The sequence below is a fragment of the Gluconobacter sphaericus genome (genome assembly GCF_016757795.1).
Lineage (GTDB): Bacteria > Pseudomonadota > Alphaproteobacteria > Acetobacterales > Acetobacteraceae > Gluconobacter > Gluconobacter sphaericus.
In genome coordinates this window covers 400537-414764 of the sequence record NZ_CP068419.1, presented here as the reverse complement: position 1 = coordinate 414764, position 14228 = coordinate 400537, and the positions used below count along the sequence as shown (strand labels likewise).

The 14228-nt window shown below is 60.5% G+C and carries 14 protein-coding genes and 1 pseudogene; 10 read left to right on the top strand and 5 right to left on the bottom strand.

Annotation, left to right across the window (positions count from 1 at the left end):
* Position 1 precedes the first annotated feature (1 nt).
* The gene (gene carA / locus IGS75_RS02105) at positions 2–1381 is read right to left on the bottom strand and encodes a glutamine-hydrolyzing carbamoyl-phosphate synthase small subunit (RefSeq protein WP_202257459.1); all 1380 of its coding nucleotides are present in this window, start codon (positions 1379–1381) and stop codon (positions 2–4) included.
* 262 nt (positions 1382–1643) lie between these two features.
* On the opposite strand from carA, the gene IGS75_RS02100 reads away from it, so the two are divergent.
* Positions 1644–2099, top strand: coding sequence for a GatB/YqeY domain-containing protein (locus IGS75_RS02100; protein WP_202257458.1), 456 nt, complete (start codon positions 1644–1646; stop codon positions 2097–2099).
* A 58-nt stretch (positions 2100–2157) separates the two neighbouring features.
* On the opposite strand, the gene IGS75_RS02095 is transcribed toward IGS75_RS02100, so the two are convergent.
* Entirely contained in the window at positions 2158–2952 is a 795-nt protein-coding gene (locus IGS75_RS02095) for an AraC family transcriptional regulator (RefSeq protein ID WP_202257457.1), read from the bottom strand.
* A 97-nt stretch (positions 2953–3049) separates the two neighbouring features.
* Between IGS75_RS02095 and IGS75_RS15750 the strand changes: the two are divergent.
* From IGS75_RS15750 to IGS75_RS02085, 3 genes and pseudogenes are all read left to right on the top strand, one after another.
* A pseudogene (locus tag IGS75_RS15750) lies at positions 3050–3535 on the top strand (NAD(P)-dependent oxidoreductase); the annotation flags it as partial.
* 6 nt (positions 3536–3541) lie between these two features.
* Positions 3542–3946, top strand: a complete 405-nt coding sequence (locus tag IGS75_RS15745) for an NAD-binding protein (protein WP_337249224.1) — start codon at positions 3542–3544, stop codon at positions 3944–3946.
* Between the two features lie 174 nt (positions 3947–4120).
* Positions 4121–5086, top strand: a complete 966-nt coding sequence (locus tag IGS75_RS02085) for a cation diffusion facilitator family transporter (protein WP_237468931.1) — start codon at positions 4121–4123, stop codon at positions 5084–5086.
* A gap of 78 nt (positions 5087–5164) precedes the next feature.
* On the opposite strand, the gene IGS75_RS02080 is transcribed toward IGS75_RS02085, so the two are convergent.
* The 3 genes from IGS75_RS02080 to IGS75_RS02070 all read right to left on the bottom strand — a co-directional run bounded on the left by IGS75_RS02080 (position 5165) and on the right by IGS75_RS02070 (position 7392).
* The gene (locus tag IGS75_RS02080; protein ID WP_202257454.1) at positions 5165–5539 is read right to left on the bottom strand and encodes a hypothetical protein; all 375 of its coding nucleotides are present in this window, start codon (positions 5537–5539) and stop codon (positions 5165–5167) included.
* 77 nt (positions 5540–5616) lie between these two features.
* On the bottom strand, positions 5617–6996 hold the full coding sequence (locus IGS75_RS02075) for a sensor histidine kinase (protein ID WP_202257453.1): 1380 nt from the start codon (positions 6994–6996) through the stop codon (positions 5617–5619).
* Positions 6997–7227: 231 nt separating this feature from the next.
* Positions 7228–7392, bottom strand: coding sequence for a hypothetical protein (locus IGS75_RS02070; protein WP_202257452.1), 165 nt, complete (start codon positions 7390–7392; stop codon positions 7228–7230).
* Positions 7393–8038: 646 nt separating this feature from the next.
* On the opposite strand from IGS75_RS02070, the gene dnaG reads away from it, so the two are divergent.
* The 6 genes from dnaG to rplI all read left to right on the top strand — a co-directional run bounded on the left by dnaG (position 8039) and on the right by rplI (position 14148).
* Positions 8039–9886: a DNA primase gene (gene dnaG, locus IGS75_RS02065; protein ID WP_202257451.1), complete on the top strand. Its 1848-nt coding sequence runs from the start codon at positions 8039–8041 to the stop codon at positions 9884–9886.
* A gap of 165 nt (positions 9887–10051) precedes the next feature.
* Entirely contained in the window at positions 10052–12010 is a 1959-nt protein-coding gene (gene rpoD, locus IGS75_RS02060) for an RNA polymerase sigma factor RpoD (RefSeq protein WP_141351485.1), read from the top strand.
* A 23-nt stretch (positions 12011–12033) separates the two neighbouring features.
* Entirely contained in the window at positions 12034–12609 is a 576-nt protein-coding gene (locus IGS75_RS02055; protein ID WP_202257450.1) for a GNAT family N-acetyltransferase, read from the top strand.
* A 159-nt stretch (positions 12610–12768) separates the two neighbouring features.
* Positions 12769–13251 (top strand): 30S ribosomal protein S6, encoded by a 483-nt coding sequence (gene rpsF / locus IGS75_RS02050; RefSeq protein WP_141351483.1) that lies wholly within the window; start codon positions 12769–12771, stop codon positions 13249–13251.
* 5 nt (positions 13252–13256) lie between these two features.
* Positions 13257–13547, top strand: a complete 291-nt coding sequence (rpsR, locus tag IGS75_RS02045; RefSeq protein ID WP_141351481.1) for a 30S ribosomal protein S18 — start codon at positions 13257–13259, stop codon at positions 13545–13547.
* A 10-nt stretch (positions 13548–13557) separates the two neighbouring features.
* Positions 13558–14148, top strand: a complete 591-nt coding sequence (gene rplI, locus IGS75_RS02040; protein WP_141351479.1) for a 50S ribosomal protein L9 — start codon at positions 13558–13560, stop codon at positions 14146–14148.
* Positions 14149–14228 lie beyond the last annotated feature (80 nt).

Sequence of the window (14228 nt, the reverse complement as noted above, 5' to 3'; positions counted from 1 at the left end):
CTCAGGCTCCTGCTTTAGCGCGACGGTCCATGACCGCGACGAAACGCTCAAAAAGATAGAAACTGTCGGACGGGCCGGGGCTCGCCTCGGGGTGGTACTGGACGGAGAAGGCGTCCTTCGTGGTCGAGGCGATGCCTTCGTTGGAGCCGTCGAACAGGCTCACATGCGTCACCTTCACGTCCGTAGGCAGGGACTTTTCGTCCACTGCGAAGCCGTGGTTCTGGCTGGTGATTTCCACGCGGCCGGTCTCAATGTCTTTGACCGGCTGGTTGGCGCCGCGATGGCCGCGTTCCAGCTTGTAGGTCTTGCCGCCCAGCGCCTGTGCGAGAAGCTGGTGGCCGAGGCAGATTCCGAAGACGGGGACGTTCGCGTCGAGCACTGTGCGGATGGCGGGGACGGCATAGGTGCCGGTTGCGGCCGGATCGCCGGGGCCGTTGGAGAGGAACACGCCTTCGGGCTTGAGTTCCAGAATTTCTTCGGCGGTAGCCGTGGCGGGCAGAACGGTGACGTCACAGCCGGCGGTCACGAGGCAGCGCAGGATGTTGTCCTTGGCGCCGTAATCCATGGCGACCACGCGGCGGCGGTTTTCGGTCCGGGCCGGGCGGGTGGTTTCCCAGACGCCTTCGGTCCAGACCCGCTTGGGCTGAGTCACCTCTTTGGCGAGGTCCATGCCTTCGAGGCCGGGCCACTGGCGGGCGCGGTTCAGCAGGCTGTCCGTGGCGATGCGGCCGTTTTCCGGGAAGGCGAGGATGGCGGTCTGTGGGCCGCTGTCGCGCAGGGTGCGGGTGATGGCGCGGGTGTCAACGCCGCTGATGCCTGCACGGCCATGTTTGCTGAGCCATGCGGCGAGGGGCTCGTGGGAGCGCCAGCTTGCCGGGGCGGTGATGTCTTCCTTCACGACGGCACCGAGGGCGGCCATTTTCGGGGCCTCGTTGTCATCGGCATTGGTGCCGACATTGCCGATATGGGGGAAGGTGAAGGTCACGATCTGTCCGGCGAAGGACGGGTCTGTCAGGGTTTCCTGGTAGCCGGTCATGCCGGTGGAGAAGCACAGTTCACCGACGGCGCCTTCCGTATGGGCGCCGAAGCCGCGGCCCCACAGGACTGTCCCGTCTGCAAGGACAAGGGCGGCGTTGGCGCCGGGAGGGCAGGGATTGGACACGTCCGTCTCTCTTTCTTGTTCTTGTGGGGTTTGAGGTGCGGTGAGATCCGCTGTCAGATCCTGAAGGGCGATTCCCGGCACGCGCAGCAGGGCCGGCCAGTGTTTGGTGGGGACCATGCGGGACTGGCGCCACTTGCGCACGGCTTCCAGCCCGACACCGGCGAGAGCGGCGATTTCGTCCGCGCCTCCGGCTTTTTCAATGATTCTGTCGATGTCCATGGTCGCCCCGTTTCTGGCTGCCGGATGTACTTCTGGGACCTCTGAATAAGGGATCAGAAACAGAATGGGAAGTTTTTTCCCACTATCTGTTTTGCGTTCTCGGAAGGGGTGGGAAGTTTTTTCCGAATAACTTGTTTGGCGGCCACAGGGGGCTGCCGGATTGTTGCAAACCGGCTTTTGTGCGATTTTGCCGCTATTCAAAGAATGAGGGACGGCTCGTCGAGGAAGTTTCCAGCGGGCTGTCCGATGAAGGAGAACGGCGATGTCGCTTCGCAAGCAGATCATGGACGACCTCAAGACAGCCATGAAGGCCGGTCAGTCCGAGACGGTGGCTCAGATACGCGGGATCACGGCCAAGATCAAGGATCTGGACGTTGCTGCCCGCGCCAAGAGCGCCGAGGTAACGGATACGGACATCATTTCCGCCCTGCGTTCCATGATCAAGTCCCGCACGGAATCTGCTACGATGTATCGTGAGGGTGGTCGTCCGGAGCTGGCGGAAAAGGAAGAAGGCGAGATCGCCACGATCAAGTCGTACCTGCCGCCGGAACTTGATGAGTCTGCGCTGAAGGCCGGGATTGTCGAAGCGGTGCAGAAGACCGAAGCGGCTGGTATGAAGGATATGGGCAAGGTCATGGCGGCTCTGAAGGAGCGTTTTGGCGCAGATTTAGACCCGGCGAAGGCCAGTGCGCTGGTGAAGGCGCATCTCTCGGCCTGATCTGTCGATCAGTTGCAGGATAAAAAGCCGCTCCTTCGGGGGCGGCTTTTTTTTGTTTTCACGCTGTCCGGCAGAGTTTGGCGTAATCGCTGGGCCGGTAGCCGGTGTTTTTATGGAAGGTCGTGGCGAAGGCGCCGAGGCTTTCGTAGCCCACATCCAGGGCGACGCTGGCCACGCTTTCGCCGCGGGCCAGTTTTTCCTGTGCGTTCAGGATGCGCAGGCGTTGCCGCCAGACTGAGAACGGCAGTCCCGTCTCAAGAGTAAAATGGCGGACGAAGGAGCGTAGCGACATGGCGGCTAGTCTGGCCCAGTCTTTCTGGGCGCGGGGGTCTGCCGGGTTGTCGCTCAGGCTGTTGGCGACGCGGCAGAGTTGTTCGCTTTTTGGGAAAGGCAGGGACACGGAGGCGCGTGGGGCAGCGAGGAACTCGTGCCAGAAGCATTCTGCGAGGCGGGCGATATGCGCGTCCCATCTGGCTTCGTAGGCATCGCGGGAGAGGCGGTCCGCTAAAGCGGTAAGGAGACGTGTTCCGCCAGCGATAAAGGGTTCGTCCGGCAGAGTGGTGCATCGCGCTTTATGGGCATAGAGGCTCCATCCTGAGACGGCGCCGTGCGAGCGGGCTTCATGCAGGATATGGGGTGGGAGCCAGAGGCACTGGCCGGGGCCGATCAACCAGTAGGCGTGCTCGGTGCGGATGGCCATGACGCCGCTTTCAATACCGAAAATCTGGCCGCGTTCATGGGCGTGCCGGTCTGCAACCCGGCGTGTGTCCTGTTTCATGTGGCCGCCGAGAAGCCATGGCGTTCCGGCGTTTGAACGGTCTGCGGCGGGGGTCATGAAGGAATTGGCGTGCATGAGTCGAACTATGGCCTGAGAGCGTGAGAACGCCAAAATTGCTTTCGCTAGAACTGTCTTCTCCGGACGGGTTTGAAGCCCTGAGCGGAGTGTTCAGCGGGAGATCAGGATCATGAAAGTCGGTTTTGTCGGCCTCGGGGCCATGGGACATGCAATGGCGGAGCGTCTTCTCAAGGGAGGGCACGAGCTTGTCGTGACCAACAGGACACGCGCGAAGGCGGATGATCTGGTGGCGCAGGGGGCGGTTTTTGCCGAGACGCCTGCGGACGTGGCGCGCCAGGTGGAGGTTGTGTTCTCCATGCTGTTCGATGATGCCAGCACGGAAGAGGCTGTGTTCGGAGAGCATGGCATCGCGAGGGCCTTGGTGCCGGGCGCCATTCATGCGTGCAGCAGTACGCTGTCTCTGGAGCAGGCGCGTCGTTTGCGGGACGGGCATGCAGAACGCGGGCAGGGTTATGTCAGCGCCAATGTGCTGGGGCGGCCTCCGGCAGCGAAGGCTGGCGAATTGTTTGTGGTGACGGCAGGAGCGGAAGAGGCTCTGAAGCATCTGCGGCCTTTGCTGGAGTGTTTCGGATCCCGCATTTTCGAAGTGGGGCAGGATCCGGTTCAGGCCAATCTGGCCAAGCTGTCTCTGAACTTCATGATCTATTCGACGATTGAGCAGATGGCGGAAGTTTTTGCGTTGAATGAAAAGGTCGGCACGGATCCGCATAAGATTTTTGAGATCATGACGGGCAGTTTTTACAACGCACCGGTTCATAAGAACTACGGGAAACTGATGGTCGATCATGAATACGACCATCCGGGCGCGCCGGTGACGCTGGGGCTTAAGGATATCGAGATGTTTCTTAAGGCCGGTGGAGAAAATGCTGTGCCGCTGCCTTATGCCTCGGTAGTGCGGGATCGGTTGCTGAGTGCGATCAGTGCGGGGGATGCCGAGCGCGATTTTGTCGTGCTGCTGGAGCGGGCTCGGCAGGACAGCGGGCTGAAATAGGTGTCGGGGTCCGATCTGGACGCGTTGATTGCGTTCATGGCGTCCGATTATTGCTGGTTTGTGGATGAACTGACGCGTGTTCAGCAGGGCCATGGTGTGCTTGGAAGCCGGCAATAGCGTGCGGCAGTGTTTGACAGGGGCGCGCCGAGATCCTCACTCTGAAATCCACTTGTTATGGATGAGGCCAGAATGTCGGCAGGTGGTTCAAGGAAGGTCGTTTTCATTGCGCTGGGGGTCAATCTCGCGATTGCCTGCGTGAAGGGTGTGGCGGCTCTGCTCACCGGCTCGGCCGCGATGCTGGCGGAGACGGTTCATTCCTTTGTCGACTGCGGCAACCAGATTCTGCTGTTGGTGGGCATGAAGCGCGCGGCGGCTCCGGCGACGAAGGAGCATCCGCTGGGGCATCATCGGGAGCTTTATTTCTGGACGCTGGTGGTAGCGGGCGCGCTGTTCATTGGCGGCGGGGTCGCGTCGCTGCATGAGGGGTGGGAAAAGGTCTGGCATCCGGCGGCGATGGAGCCGATCCATGTGCAGGGACATGTTTTTCCCGGCTGGTGGCTGAATGTCGCCATTCTTGGGATTTCTGGAAGCATGGAGGGCTACGGGTTTCTGGCGGCCATGAAGTCCCTACCGTCCGGGAAGGGCTCCCTGTGGACCATGATCCGCCGCAGTACTGATCCGGGACTGTTTGTCGTGCTGTTCGAAGATGGCGCGGCGTTGGTTAGTCTGATGATCGCGCTGGTCTTTACCGTTCTGTCCGTCGTGACGGGATGGCATATTCTGGACGGTGTGGCATCGCTGTTGATCGGGCTTGTTCTGGTGATTGTTGCGGTACTGCTGACGAACGAGACGCGCTCCCTGCTGGTTGGGGAGAGTAGTCCGGAAATCGACGCCTTCGTGCGGGCCGAGGCGGTGAAGCTGTCAGGTGTAGTCGGAGTCAACGAGGTCGTGACTGAGACGCGGGGGCCAGGGAGTATCATTGTCCTGGTGTCGCTGGACTGGGACGATACGCTGACCGCCGGGCAGGTGGAGCAGGGGGTTTCGGCGCTGGAGCGGGTGACGCGGGCGCGGTATCCGTCGGTGCTGCGGATGTATGTCGAGGCGCAGGATCGTAAGGATGGTGTGCCGCTTCCGATCTGAAACAAGTCTGAAGGCAAACCGGGCTCCCTCACGGGAGCCCGGCATGGGTGTCATCATCGGGAGATGATGGCTCCGGTCTTACTGGGGCTGGGCCGGAGTGGCTTCCGGGGTGGTGGCCGGCGTACCAGGGGGCGTGCTGTTCATCTGGCCAGGTGAGGTTGAGTGCTCGACATCGTAGGCGGTAGCTTTCTCGCTGTAGGTGCCCTTCGCGCCAGGATGTTCCTTGTCGTACAGGGCAGCCTTTGCGCGGGCTTCCTTGCGGTAACGGTGGCGGACATACATGCCGGTCACGCAGCCGCCCATGGCGCCGAGGAAACCATGATGGTTGGCGACGTGTCCACCGACGGCGCCGGCAGCGCCGTATTTAAGGCAGCCACCCGGTTCTGCTTCTGCCGTTGTGATCGATGTCGCCAGCAGACCGGCTGCGGCGGCAAGCATCAGGTATTTTTTCATTAACGCTTCCTGTTTTCCAAAGCTGCCGGGGCACCCGGTAGCAGAGAGACGGAGCCGAGCATGCCCCAATCCTGCGTTCAGAACAATCGGAGGGGGCAGCGTACGACATTTTCGGCTGGGGCGCAGAAGGTCCAGACGGTGCCGTCTGGTTCATGGGAGCAGGCACTACTGGCGCCTGGGATCGAGCGGGGATTGTGTTCGATGACGATCGAGCCGAAACCGCGGCGTTCGGGTTTGGCGACGGTGGGGCCTCCGGTCTCCTTCCAGTACATCCGGAAGATTGGTTTGTCCTCTTCGTCGTGCAGACCCCAGCTGACGGTCACGGTTCCGGTGTCGTTCGACAGGGCGCCATATTTGATGGCGTTGGTGGTCAGCTCGTAAATGGCCAGGCCGATGCGATCGGCGGTGTCGGGGATGAACTGAAGCTCCGGATCGCCTTCGATCCGCAGGCGTGTGGCTGGAAAATCGCCGGCGACAACGGTCTGGGACGTGACGACGTCCCAGACTGTGGCACCTGTCCATTCGCCGTGGATCAGAAGATCCTGACTTCTGGCGATGGAGGTGATGCGCTCTTCCAGAACCTTGACGAAAGGAGCCGTGGGGTTGGGGACGGTGCGTCGGATCAGGGCCTGAAAGATCGCGAGCATATTTTTGGAGCGGTGGTTCAGTTCGTTGAGCAACAGGGCAATCCGCTGCTCATTTTCGTGCTGGGTCGTTACATCGCGCGAGACGCAGAGAATGGCTTCGACGCTCTGATCGGGATTCAGAAGCGGGGTCAGCATGTTGTCCCAATGCCGGATAGGCTGGCCGGGGAGTTGACTGACGCCCATGAAGCGGGCGTTCCGTCCTTTGGTGGCGTCCTTCAGGGCCTCGCGGCCTGGGGTATGAGCTTCCGGCGGGAGCAGGCCGAGCCAGCGCATGCCGAAGCCTGAGGTGCTGTCCACGCCCAGGGCACTGCAGCCTGCGGTATTCATGTGAACCAGCGTGCCGTCTTTTGTAATTTCCTTGATGCAGTCCACGCTGACATTGAGCATGCGGTCACGGATATCGGCCTTTTGGAGAAGATCTTCCTCGTGGCGTTTCTGTTCGTGGATATTGGTCAGGATGAGGAGGCGAATGGTGTCCTCGCCGTTGGTGGGCAGGCGCTGGACAAGGCGCAGGAGGAACCAGCGGGTGTGTCCGTCAGGATTCAGAATGCGGAAGCTTATGCTCCGGAGTTGATCTGAGGGGGTGGTATCGCGGAGGATGCGGGTGATCTCCGCCTGATCGGCGGGGACAATGACCGGAAGCCACTCTGAAAAAGCGAGCGGCACACCAAGCGCAGCGGCCTGCTGCTTCCAGGCCGTGTTGAAGTGCATGGCGCTTGCGCTGTTGACAGGCTCCATGCAGATCAGATCAGGCAACAGGTCGAAGGCGGTGCAGAAAATGTCGGGTGGGGCGGTCTGTGTCTGTCCCATATCTCTTTTCTGAGTAATAGCGCGTAGTATCGCGATGGTTTCAGGATCCATGCGCGATATTTTCTGCCGCGCTGTACAATAATGTATCCTGAAAATTCACCTTTCTGAAACCTGCTTTTAGCGCGGATCAGGGCAGCAATACGGCGGCATCGTCGAATGTAATGATATGGGCGGCGGCGTCGAAGTTGTAGAGCCTGATTTTTTGCCGTTACCAGCCTTGTTCATGTAGCGTCAGTCGATCATTCCGGCGAAGAGCAGAGGTACCAGCCCCTTGTTTTTGGTGATGATCTGCTGGAGCAGATGCATGACGTGCTTGGAATAGAGTTCGCTGGCTTGTTCGGTGAGCGTGGACAGGACGTCGACGGGGCCGATGATGGTCGTGGGGCCGACCTGCACGCTCTGTCTGGCCTACGTGCCTTCATAGTTGTCGCCACCTTCGGCGCCGCGATCGATGATGACGGCGCCGAGTTTCATGTCCTCCACTGTTTTTAGCGTCAACGGCAGGACGGTGAGGAACGATGTCGGTAGCGGCGACGAGGGTGCTGGGGGCTGGCGAGAAAGCCACGTCCTTGTAGGTACTGTCGGGACAGGATGATGCGACGCCTCGACTTGTCTTTATGGCGAAGGCGATCCCTGGCGAGGCCAGTGTCTCAGCGACTTGAAGAATGAGGACGACGTGGCGCTTTCCACCTTCCCCGCGTTCTTTCAGCACTGAAGTTTTAACAGTTATTGGCTGCGACCCTGTGTTTGTACGTCGGGTGCGGCTTGTTGCCCAAGGGTAGGTTAAGAGAAAGAGAAGCCACGTCCCGTTCAGCGTCACCATGACGCTTCTTCGGGGTGGAAACCATTGGTGGGATATTAAAAGGAAAAAATTATACCTACATGGAAATTATTCGAATTGACTTATCGGTCACTTGTCTGTGCTCCGTCATGAAGGGGCACATGGTGGATTTCGGGAAAAAGTTTCCTTTAAACAGAAGGGCTGGCGCTGTATGCGCTCGTTGACCTTCTTTCCAACCCGCATGAAAGGCTCTTCCTGCCCATGGCAATTGATGCTGCTTTTCTCGACGAACTGCGGAACCGGACACCGCTGCCGTCGCTGATCGGGCGGCGTAACAAGCTGGTGAGGTCCGGTCGGAACTGGAAAACCTGCTGTCCGTTCCATGGCGAAAAAACGCCATCTTTCTATATTTACGACGATCATTTCCATTGCTTCGGCTGTGGCGTGCACGGCGATGCCATCAGTTATGTGATGCAGAGCGAGGGGCGCAGCTTCCCTGAAGCCGTTGAACAGCTTGCGTCTGAGGCAGGTCTCGAGGTTCCGAAAGCCGACCCGCGGTCGGAAGCTCGTGCCCGGGAAGCACAGTCGCTGGGTGACGTTCTCAACCTCGTGCAGGAGAGCTATCGCCGCCGGTTGTATCGTCCGGAAGGACGCGAAGGGCTGGCCTATCTGCGGGGACGCGGGCTGACGGAAGAGACGATCGAGCGGTTCGGTCTGGGCTGGTCCGGCGACGGGCGGCAGCTGCTGGACGAATTGCGCCCGCATGGCGTGACGGTCGAGATGCTGATCCGCGCCGGGGTCATGCGCGTGGATGAGCAGGGGGCTCCGAAAGGGGAGCTGTTCTTCAATCGTGTGACGTTCCCGATCCGGGACCGGCGGGGGCGCATGATGTCCTTTGGCGCCCGGACGCTCGGGGATGGGCAGCCCAAATATCTCAATGGCCCGGAGACGGCCCTGTTCTCCAAGCGGCGGACGTTGTTCAATCTCGACCTGGCGCGAGAGGCGGTGCATCGCGGGGCGGATCTTGTGGTGGTCGAAGGGTACATGGACGTCATCGCCATGGATCAGGCGGGATTTGGTGGGGCTGTGGCGCCTCTGGGTACGGCGATGGGTGAGGAGCAGCTTGAACTGCTGTGGCGCATGTCGCCGTCGCCGATCCTGTGTCTTGATGGTGATGCGGCGGGGGCGCGGGCAGCGTTGCGGGTCTGTGAAGTTTCGCTGCCGCTTCTGTCGCCCGAGCGGACGATCCGGTTCTGTCGGCTGGATGCGAAGGATGATCCGGACAGTTTGATCCGAAGCCGCGGGCCGCGGGCTATGCAGGAGGCACTGTCCGGCGCGACGTCGATGGCGGAGGAGTTGTTCGGGCTGCTGACAGCGGGGCTGGTGGACCCGGGGCCGGACCAGAGGGCGGCCTTGCGCGAAAAGCTGGTGGTGCTGTCGCGGCTTATTCCGGACAAGGCTCTGGCGTCGGAATATCGCAGTACGTTGCTGGACATGTTCTTTGCGCGTTTCCGGCGGAAAAAAAACTTTCAGCGCAAGGGGGGCGAGAGCCTGCGGCTTTCCACGCAGGCGCCCGGAGCGATGCGTGATGTGGAGTCGGGAAATCTGGAGAGGCTGAACATCATGACGGCGATGCTGCTTCACCATCCCGATATCCTTCCGGAGGTGGAACAGGCGTATAGCGGTTTGCATCTACCGTCTGAACTGGATCATCTGCGTTCGGCGCTGCTGGACTGGTCCTGTCAGGAAGAGGAGCGGGATGCCTTGACGGAAGAGGGCTGCATGTCATGGCTGGAAGAGCATGGGCTGGCAGATCTGGCGGGAAGGGTGAAAGGCGGTCCGTTGCCGCGCGGTGTGGGCGACGGGAAGGTCAAAGATGAGATCCTGAAAGTGGATGTCATTGAAAGCTGGTGGCATTTTTATGCCCTGGTCAATTTCCAGACCTTCGAGCGGACCCTGGAGGAGGACGTGACCCGGGCCGTGATTGAAGGGGATATGGAGTCTTTCGTGGATGAAAACGGGCAGAGCGGTCTTCGCTTTCCCAATGCACTCATGACCCGTCTGCGGGTTCGCGATGCCCTGAAAAGCGGAGAGAGGGTTGGCGAATAAGGGGCCCCGGAGATTGCTCCGTCATATGGGAAGGAATGATTCCGGAATGAATTTTATTCCCGAAAGGTTGTATTCTTTGGGGTGCCAATCTTGACTTCGGGCGCAGGATCGACCACCTGCACGCTGCCGGATTGCTAACTCGCGGCGGAGTTGACGGAGAGACGAATGGCGACGAAAACAGCCTCTGGAACGGATCGGAACGCGCAGGAACAGGAGGGGGATACCACTCTCCTCGATACGCAGTCCGCTGCCGTCAAGCGGCTGATCGCCAAAGGGCGTGAACGCGGGCATATCACTTTTGACGAACTGAACGCTGTCCTTCCGCAGGACCAGATGTCTTCCGAGCAGATCGAGGACGTTATGGCGGCGCTGTCCGAAATGGGCATTCAGGTCCTCGAGAACGAAGAGCAGGATGACGCCGAAGCTCCTGCGGAAAAGGAAGCCGAAGGCGAGTCCGAGGAGGCCGAAGGTCCGCAGGGCGGTAACGTCGATGCCGAGGCTGCCAGCCGCACGGATGATCCGGTCCGCATGTATTTGCGCGAGATGGGGTCGGTCGAGCTGTTGTCGCGCGAGGGCGAGATTGCGATTGCCAAGCGGATCGAAGCTGGTCGCGACGAGATGATCGGCGGCCTGTGCGAGAGCCCGCTGACGATTCGCGCCATCATCTCCTGGCATGAGCGCCTCAAGGACGGCGAGATGCTTCTGCGTGACATCGTGGATCTTGAGGCCAGCCAGGGCGGTGGTCCGGACCCTGAGGCGGTCGAGGGCGAGGAAGATGACGAGGCGTCCGAAGAGGACGATACGGCCGAGGACGAGAACGAAGAAGGTGAAGGCGATCAGCAGGAAGGCAGCGGCCTGTCCCTGTCCGCTCTGGAAGAGAAGCTGAAGCCGGAAATCCTGGCGCGTTTCGAAGCCATCGAGCCGCTGTATCACAAGCTTCGCAAGCTTCAGATCAAGCGCATCGAGGCCCTGACGGGTGGTGAGGATCATTCGGACAAGTCTGAACAGACCTACGAGAAGCTGCGCGATGAACTGGTTAGCATCGTCGAGCAGGTGCATCTGCACAACAACCGGATTGAGGAGCTGGTTGCGCAGATCAAGATGCAGGTTCAGAAGCTGAACAATGTCGAAGGCCGGATGATGCGTCTGGCCGAGAGCTGCAAGATCTCGCGTGATGACTTCCTCATCAAGTATCGCAGCCGCGAACTTGATCCGACCTGGCTGGACAGCATTTCTGCTCTGCCGGGCAAGGGGTGGAAGAACTTGACGACCAAGCACATGGACCAGTTGCGCAATCTGCGTGGCGAGATTGCGGCTCTGTCGCATGAGACGGGCCTTCCGGTTGGTGAGTTCCGCCGCGTTTATGCAACCGTTTCCCGTGGCGAGCGTGATTCCACGCGTGCCAAGAAGGAAATGATTGAGGCGAATCTGCGTCTGGTGATTTCGATCGCCAAGAAATACACGAACCGTGGACTGCAGTTTCTGGATCTGATCCAGGAAGGCAACATCGGCCTGATGAAGGCCGTGGACAAGTTTGAGTACCGTCGCGGTTATAAGTTCTCGACCTATGCGACTTGGTGGATCCGTCAGGCGATTACGCGTTCCATCGCGGATCAGGCCAAGACGATCCGTATTCCGGTCCATATGATCGAGACGATCAACAAGCTCGTCCGGACGTCGCGCCAGATGCTGCATGAGATCGGGCGTGAACCGGCTCCGGAAGAGCTGGCCGAGAAGCTCGGCATGCCGCTGGAGAAGGTCCGTAAGGTCCTGAAGATCGCCAAGGAGCCGATCTCTCTCGAAACGCCGATTGGTGACGAGGAGGACAGCCATCTCGGTGACTTCATTGAGGACAAGACGGCCGTCATTCCGCTGGATGCCGCGATTCAGACGAACCTGCGTGAAGCCACGACGCGCGTTCTGGCGTCCTTGACGCCGCGCGAAGAGCGCGTGCTGCGGATGCGCTTTGGCATTGGTATGAACACGGACCACACCCTTGAGGAAGTGGGCCAGCAGTTCAACGTGACCCGTGAGCGTATCCGTCAGATCGAGGCGAAGGCGCTGCGCAAGCTCAAGCACCCGAGCCGCTCGCGCAAGCTGCGCTCCTTCCTCGACGACAACTGATCGTCGGGCGCGGGACCGGAGCGATGCTGCCGGACTGGCTTAAGCCGAAAGGGACATCCACCCGTCTTGCGGTGGATGTCATCTTTCTGGAAACACGCTCTCCCCGTCCGTCGCCTGTTCTGCCGGAAGGATATTCTCTGTCCCGTGTAGCCGGGGATGAGGCCGTGCCGCTTTATCGCGTTCTGTATGCGGGGGTGGGGCAGGATTACTGCTGGTGGATGCGGCGGTCGATGCCAGATGCTGAACTGGCGAAAATTCTTTATGATCCTGCCGTTCAGTTCATGGTCCTGCGTGATGGCTCGGGTGAGCCGCTCGGGTTCTACGAACTGGATCTGAGGCAGGGCGGGGATGCCAATCTGGCCTATTTCGGTCTTTTGTCGCAGGGGATGGGGCGCGGTCTGGGGCGTGCGCTTCTGGATCATGCCGTGGCCCGGGCCTTTGGGGCCGGAAGTTGGCGTCTGCGGGTTAATACCTGCACGCTCGATCATCCTCACGCGCTGCCGAATTACCGGCGGGCAGGATTTGAACTCCGGTATATCGTGCCGGAAAGCTGGGACGTTCCCGACGAATATGTGCCGCAAAGGCTGAAGCGACTCTGAGGCAGGACTTGCCTTGAGGCGCATGGTGTGATTAATGCCGCCTTTCCCTGCTGGGCGATGTGGCATCGCGCCGGCTATACCCGCGCCCTGAAACATGGGCCCTGTTTCCGGCATGGGCTGGAGCCAGTCTCGGGTTGACCTCATCCGAAGGGAGTATTCATGCCATTGTATGAAAGCGTGCTTATCGCACGTAATGATGTGTCGCAGGCTCAGGTGGAAACCCTGGTCGAGACCATCGAAACCCTGCTCACGGACAACGGCGGTTCCATCCAGAAGCGTGAGTTCTGGGGCCTGCGTTCGCTCGCATACCGCATCAAGAAGAACCGCAAGGGCCATTACGTCCTGCTGGGTCTTGACTGCACCCCTGACACGCTGCGCGAGCTGGAGCGTCAGCTGGGCCTGAACGAAGACGTGCTGCGCGTTCTGACGCTGCGCGTTGACGAGATCGACGAGAACCCGTCTCCGGTTCTGGCTCGCAAGAGCGACGACCGTGGTGACCGCGGCAACTTCCGTGGCGGCTCCAAGCCGGCCGGTCGTTTCGAGAGCGGCCGTGGCGGTCCCCGTCGCAGCAGCGAAGACCGTGAGGAATATCGTGCACGTGGCGAGCAGGACGATGCTCGTGAGACGGCCGGAGCGGAGTAAGAAACATGTCCGAGACCATCACTCCCGACGTCAACGAAGTGAACCCGGCTGCTCGTCGCACGGCAGTTGGCGCACGTCGTCCGTTCTACCGTCGTCGCAAGTCCTGCCCGTTCTCCGGCCCCAACGCGCCGAAGATCGACTACAAGGACGTGCGTCTGCTGAGCCGCTTCCTTTCGGAGCGTGGCAAGATCGTGCCGAGCCGCATCACGGCCGTTTCGGCCAAGAAGCAGCGTGAGCTGGCACAGGCGATTAAGCGTGCCCGTTTCCTCGCCCTGCTCCCCTACGTCGTAAGCTGAGGAGCGCACCATGTCCCAGACCGCACTGATCCTGCTGCAGCGGGTCGAGCATCTCGGCCAGATGGGCGACCTGGTGCACGTGAAGCCGGGTTATGCCCGTAACTTCCTGCTGCCCCAGGCCAAGGCCATGCGCGCCACGGTTGCCAACAAGAAGCGTTTCGAGACCGAGCGCGCCCAGCTTGAGGCCCAGAACCTCAAGAAGCGTGAAGAGGCCGAGCGTCTTGCTGAGCGCATGCATGAACTGTCCGTCGTTATCATCCGTCAGGCTGGTGACAGCGGAAGCCTGTACGGCTCCGTCAGCACCCGCGATATCGCGGCGGCCGCTACGGAAGCCGGTCTGACGATTTCGCGTCAGCAGGTTGTCCTGGCACACCCGATCAAGCATCTTGGCCTGACGGAAGCACGTATCGTGCTGCATCCGGAAGTGTCCATCCCGCTGACGGTCAACGTTGCCCGTTCCGGTGAAGAAGCGGAGCGTCAGGCTCGTGGCGAAGCCATTGGCGAGCAGGACGAGGATGAGAATATCCTTGGCGAACTGCAGGCTGAGAATGCCGCCGAAGAGGCTGCTGCTGAAGCTGCCGAGGCATCGGAAGAAGCCTGAGGCTTTTACCGAGGACCTTGTCCTGAAAAACCCGGCCGGGATTCTTCCCGGCCGGGTTTTTTTGTCTCTGTTCTTCCGGA

Bases quoted from the DNA above. Each gene is read 5' to 3' on its own strand.
- carA (WP_202257459.1), bottom strand. From the start codon at position 1,381: ATGGACATCGACAGAATCATTGAAAAAGCCGGAGGCGCGGACGAAATC.
- IGS75_RS02100 (WP_202257458.1), top strand. From the start codon at position 1,644: ATGTCGCTTCGCAAGCAGATCATGGACGACCTCAAGACAGCCATGAAG.
- IGS75_RS02095 (WP_202257457.1), bottom strand. From the start codon at position 2,952: ATGCACGCCAATTCCTTCATGACCCCCGCCGCAGACCGTTCAAACGCC.
- IGS75_RS02085 (WP_237468931.1), top strand. From the start codon at position 4,121: ATGGATGAGGCCAGAATGTCGGCAGGTGGTTCAAGGAAGGTCGTTTTC.
- IGS75_RS02080 (WP_202257454.1), bottom strand. From the start codon at position 5,539: ATGAAAAAATACCTGATGCTTGCCGCCGCAGCCGGTCTGCTGGCGACA.
- IGS75_RS02075 (WP_202257453.1), bottom strand. From the start codon at position 6,996: ATGGGACAGACACAGACCGCCCCACCCGACATTTTCTGCACCGCCTTC.
- dnaG (WP_202257451.1), top strand. From the start codon at position 8,039: ATGGCAATTGATGCTGCTTTTCTCGACGAACTGCGGAACCGGACACCG.
- rpoD (WP_141351485.1), top strand. From the start codon at position 10,052: ATGGCGACGAAAACAGCCTCTGGAACGGATCGGAACGCGCAGGAACAG.
- IGS75_RS02055 (WP_202257450.1), top strand. From the start codon at position 12,034: ATGCTGCCGGACTGGCTTAAGCCGAAAGGGACATCCACCCGTCTTGCG.
- rpsF (WP_141351483.1), top strand. From the start codon at position 12,769: ATGCCATTGTATGAAAGCGTGCTTATCGCACGTAATGATGTGTCGCAG.
- rpsR (WP_141351481.1), top strand. From the start codon at position 13,257: ATGTCCGAGACCATCACTCCCGACGTCAACGAAGTGAACCCGGCTGCT.
- rplI (WP_141351479.1), top strand. From the start codon at position 13,558: ATGTCCCAGACCGCACTGATCCTGCTGCAGCGGGTCGAGCATCTCGGC.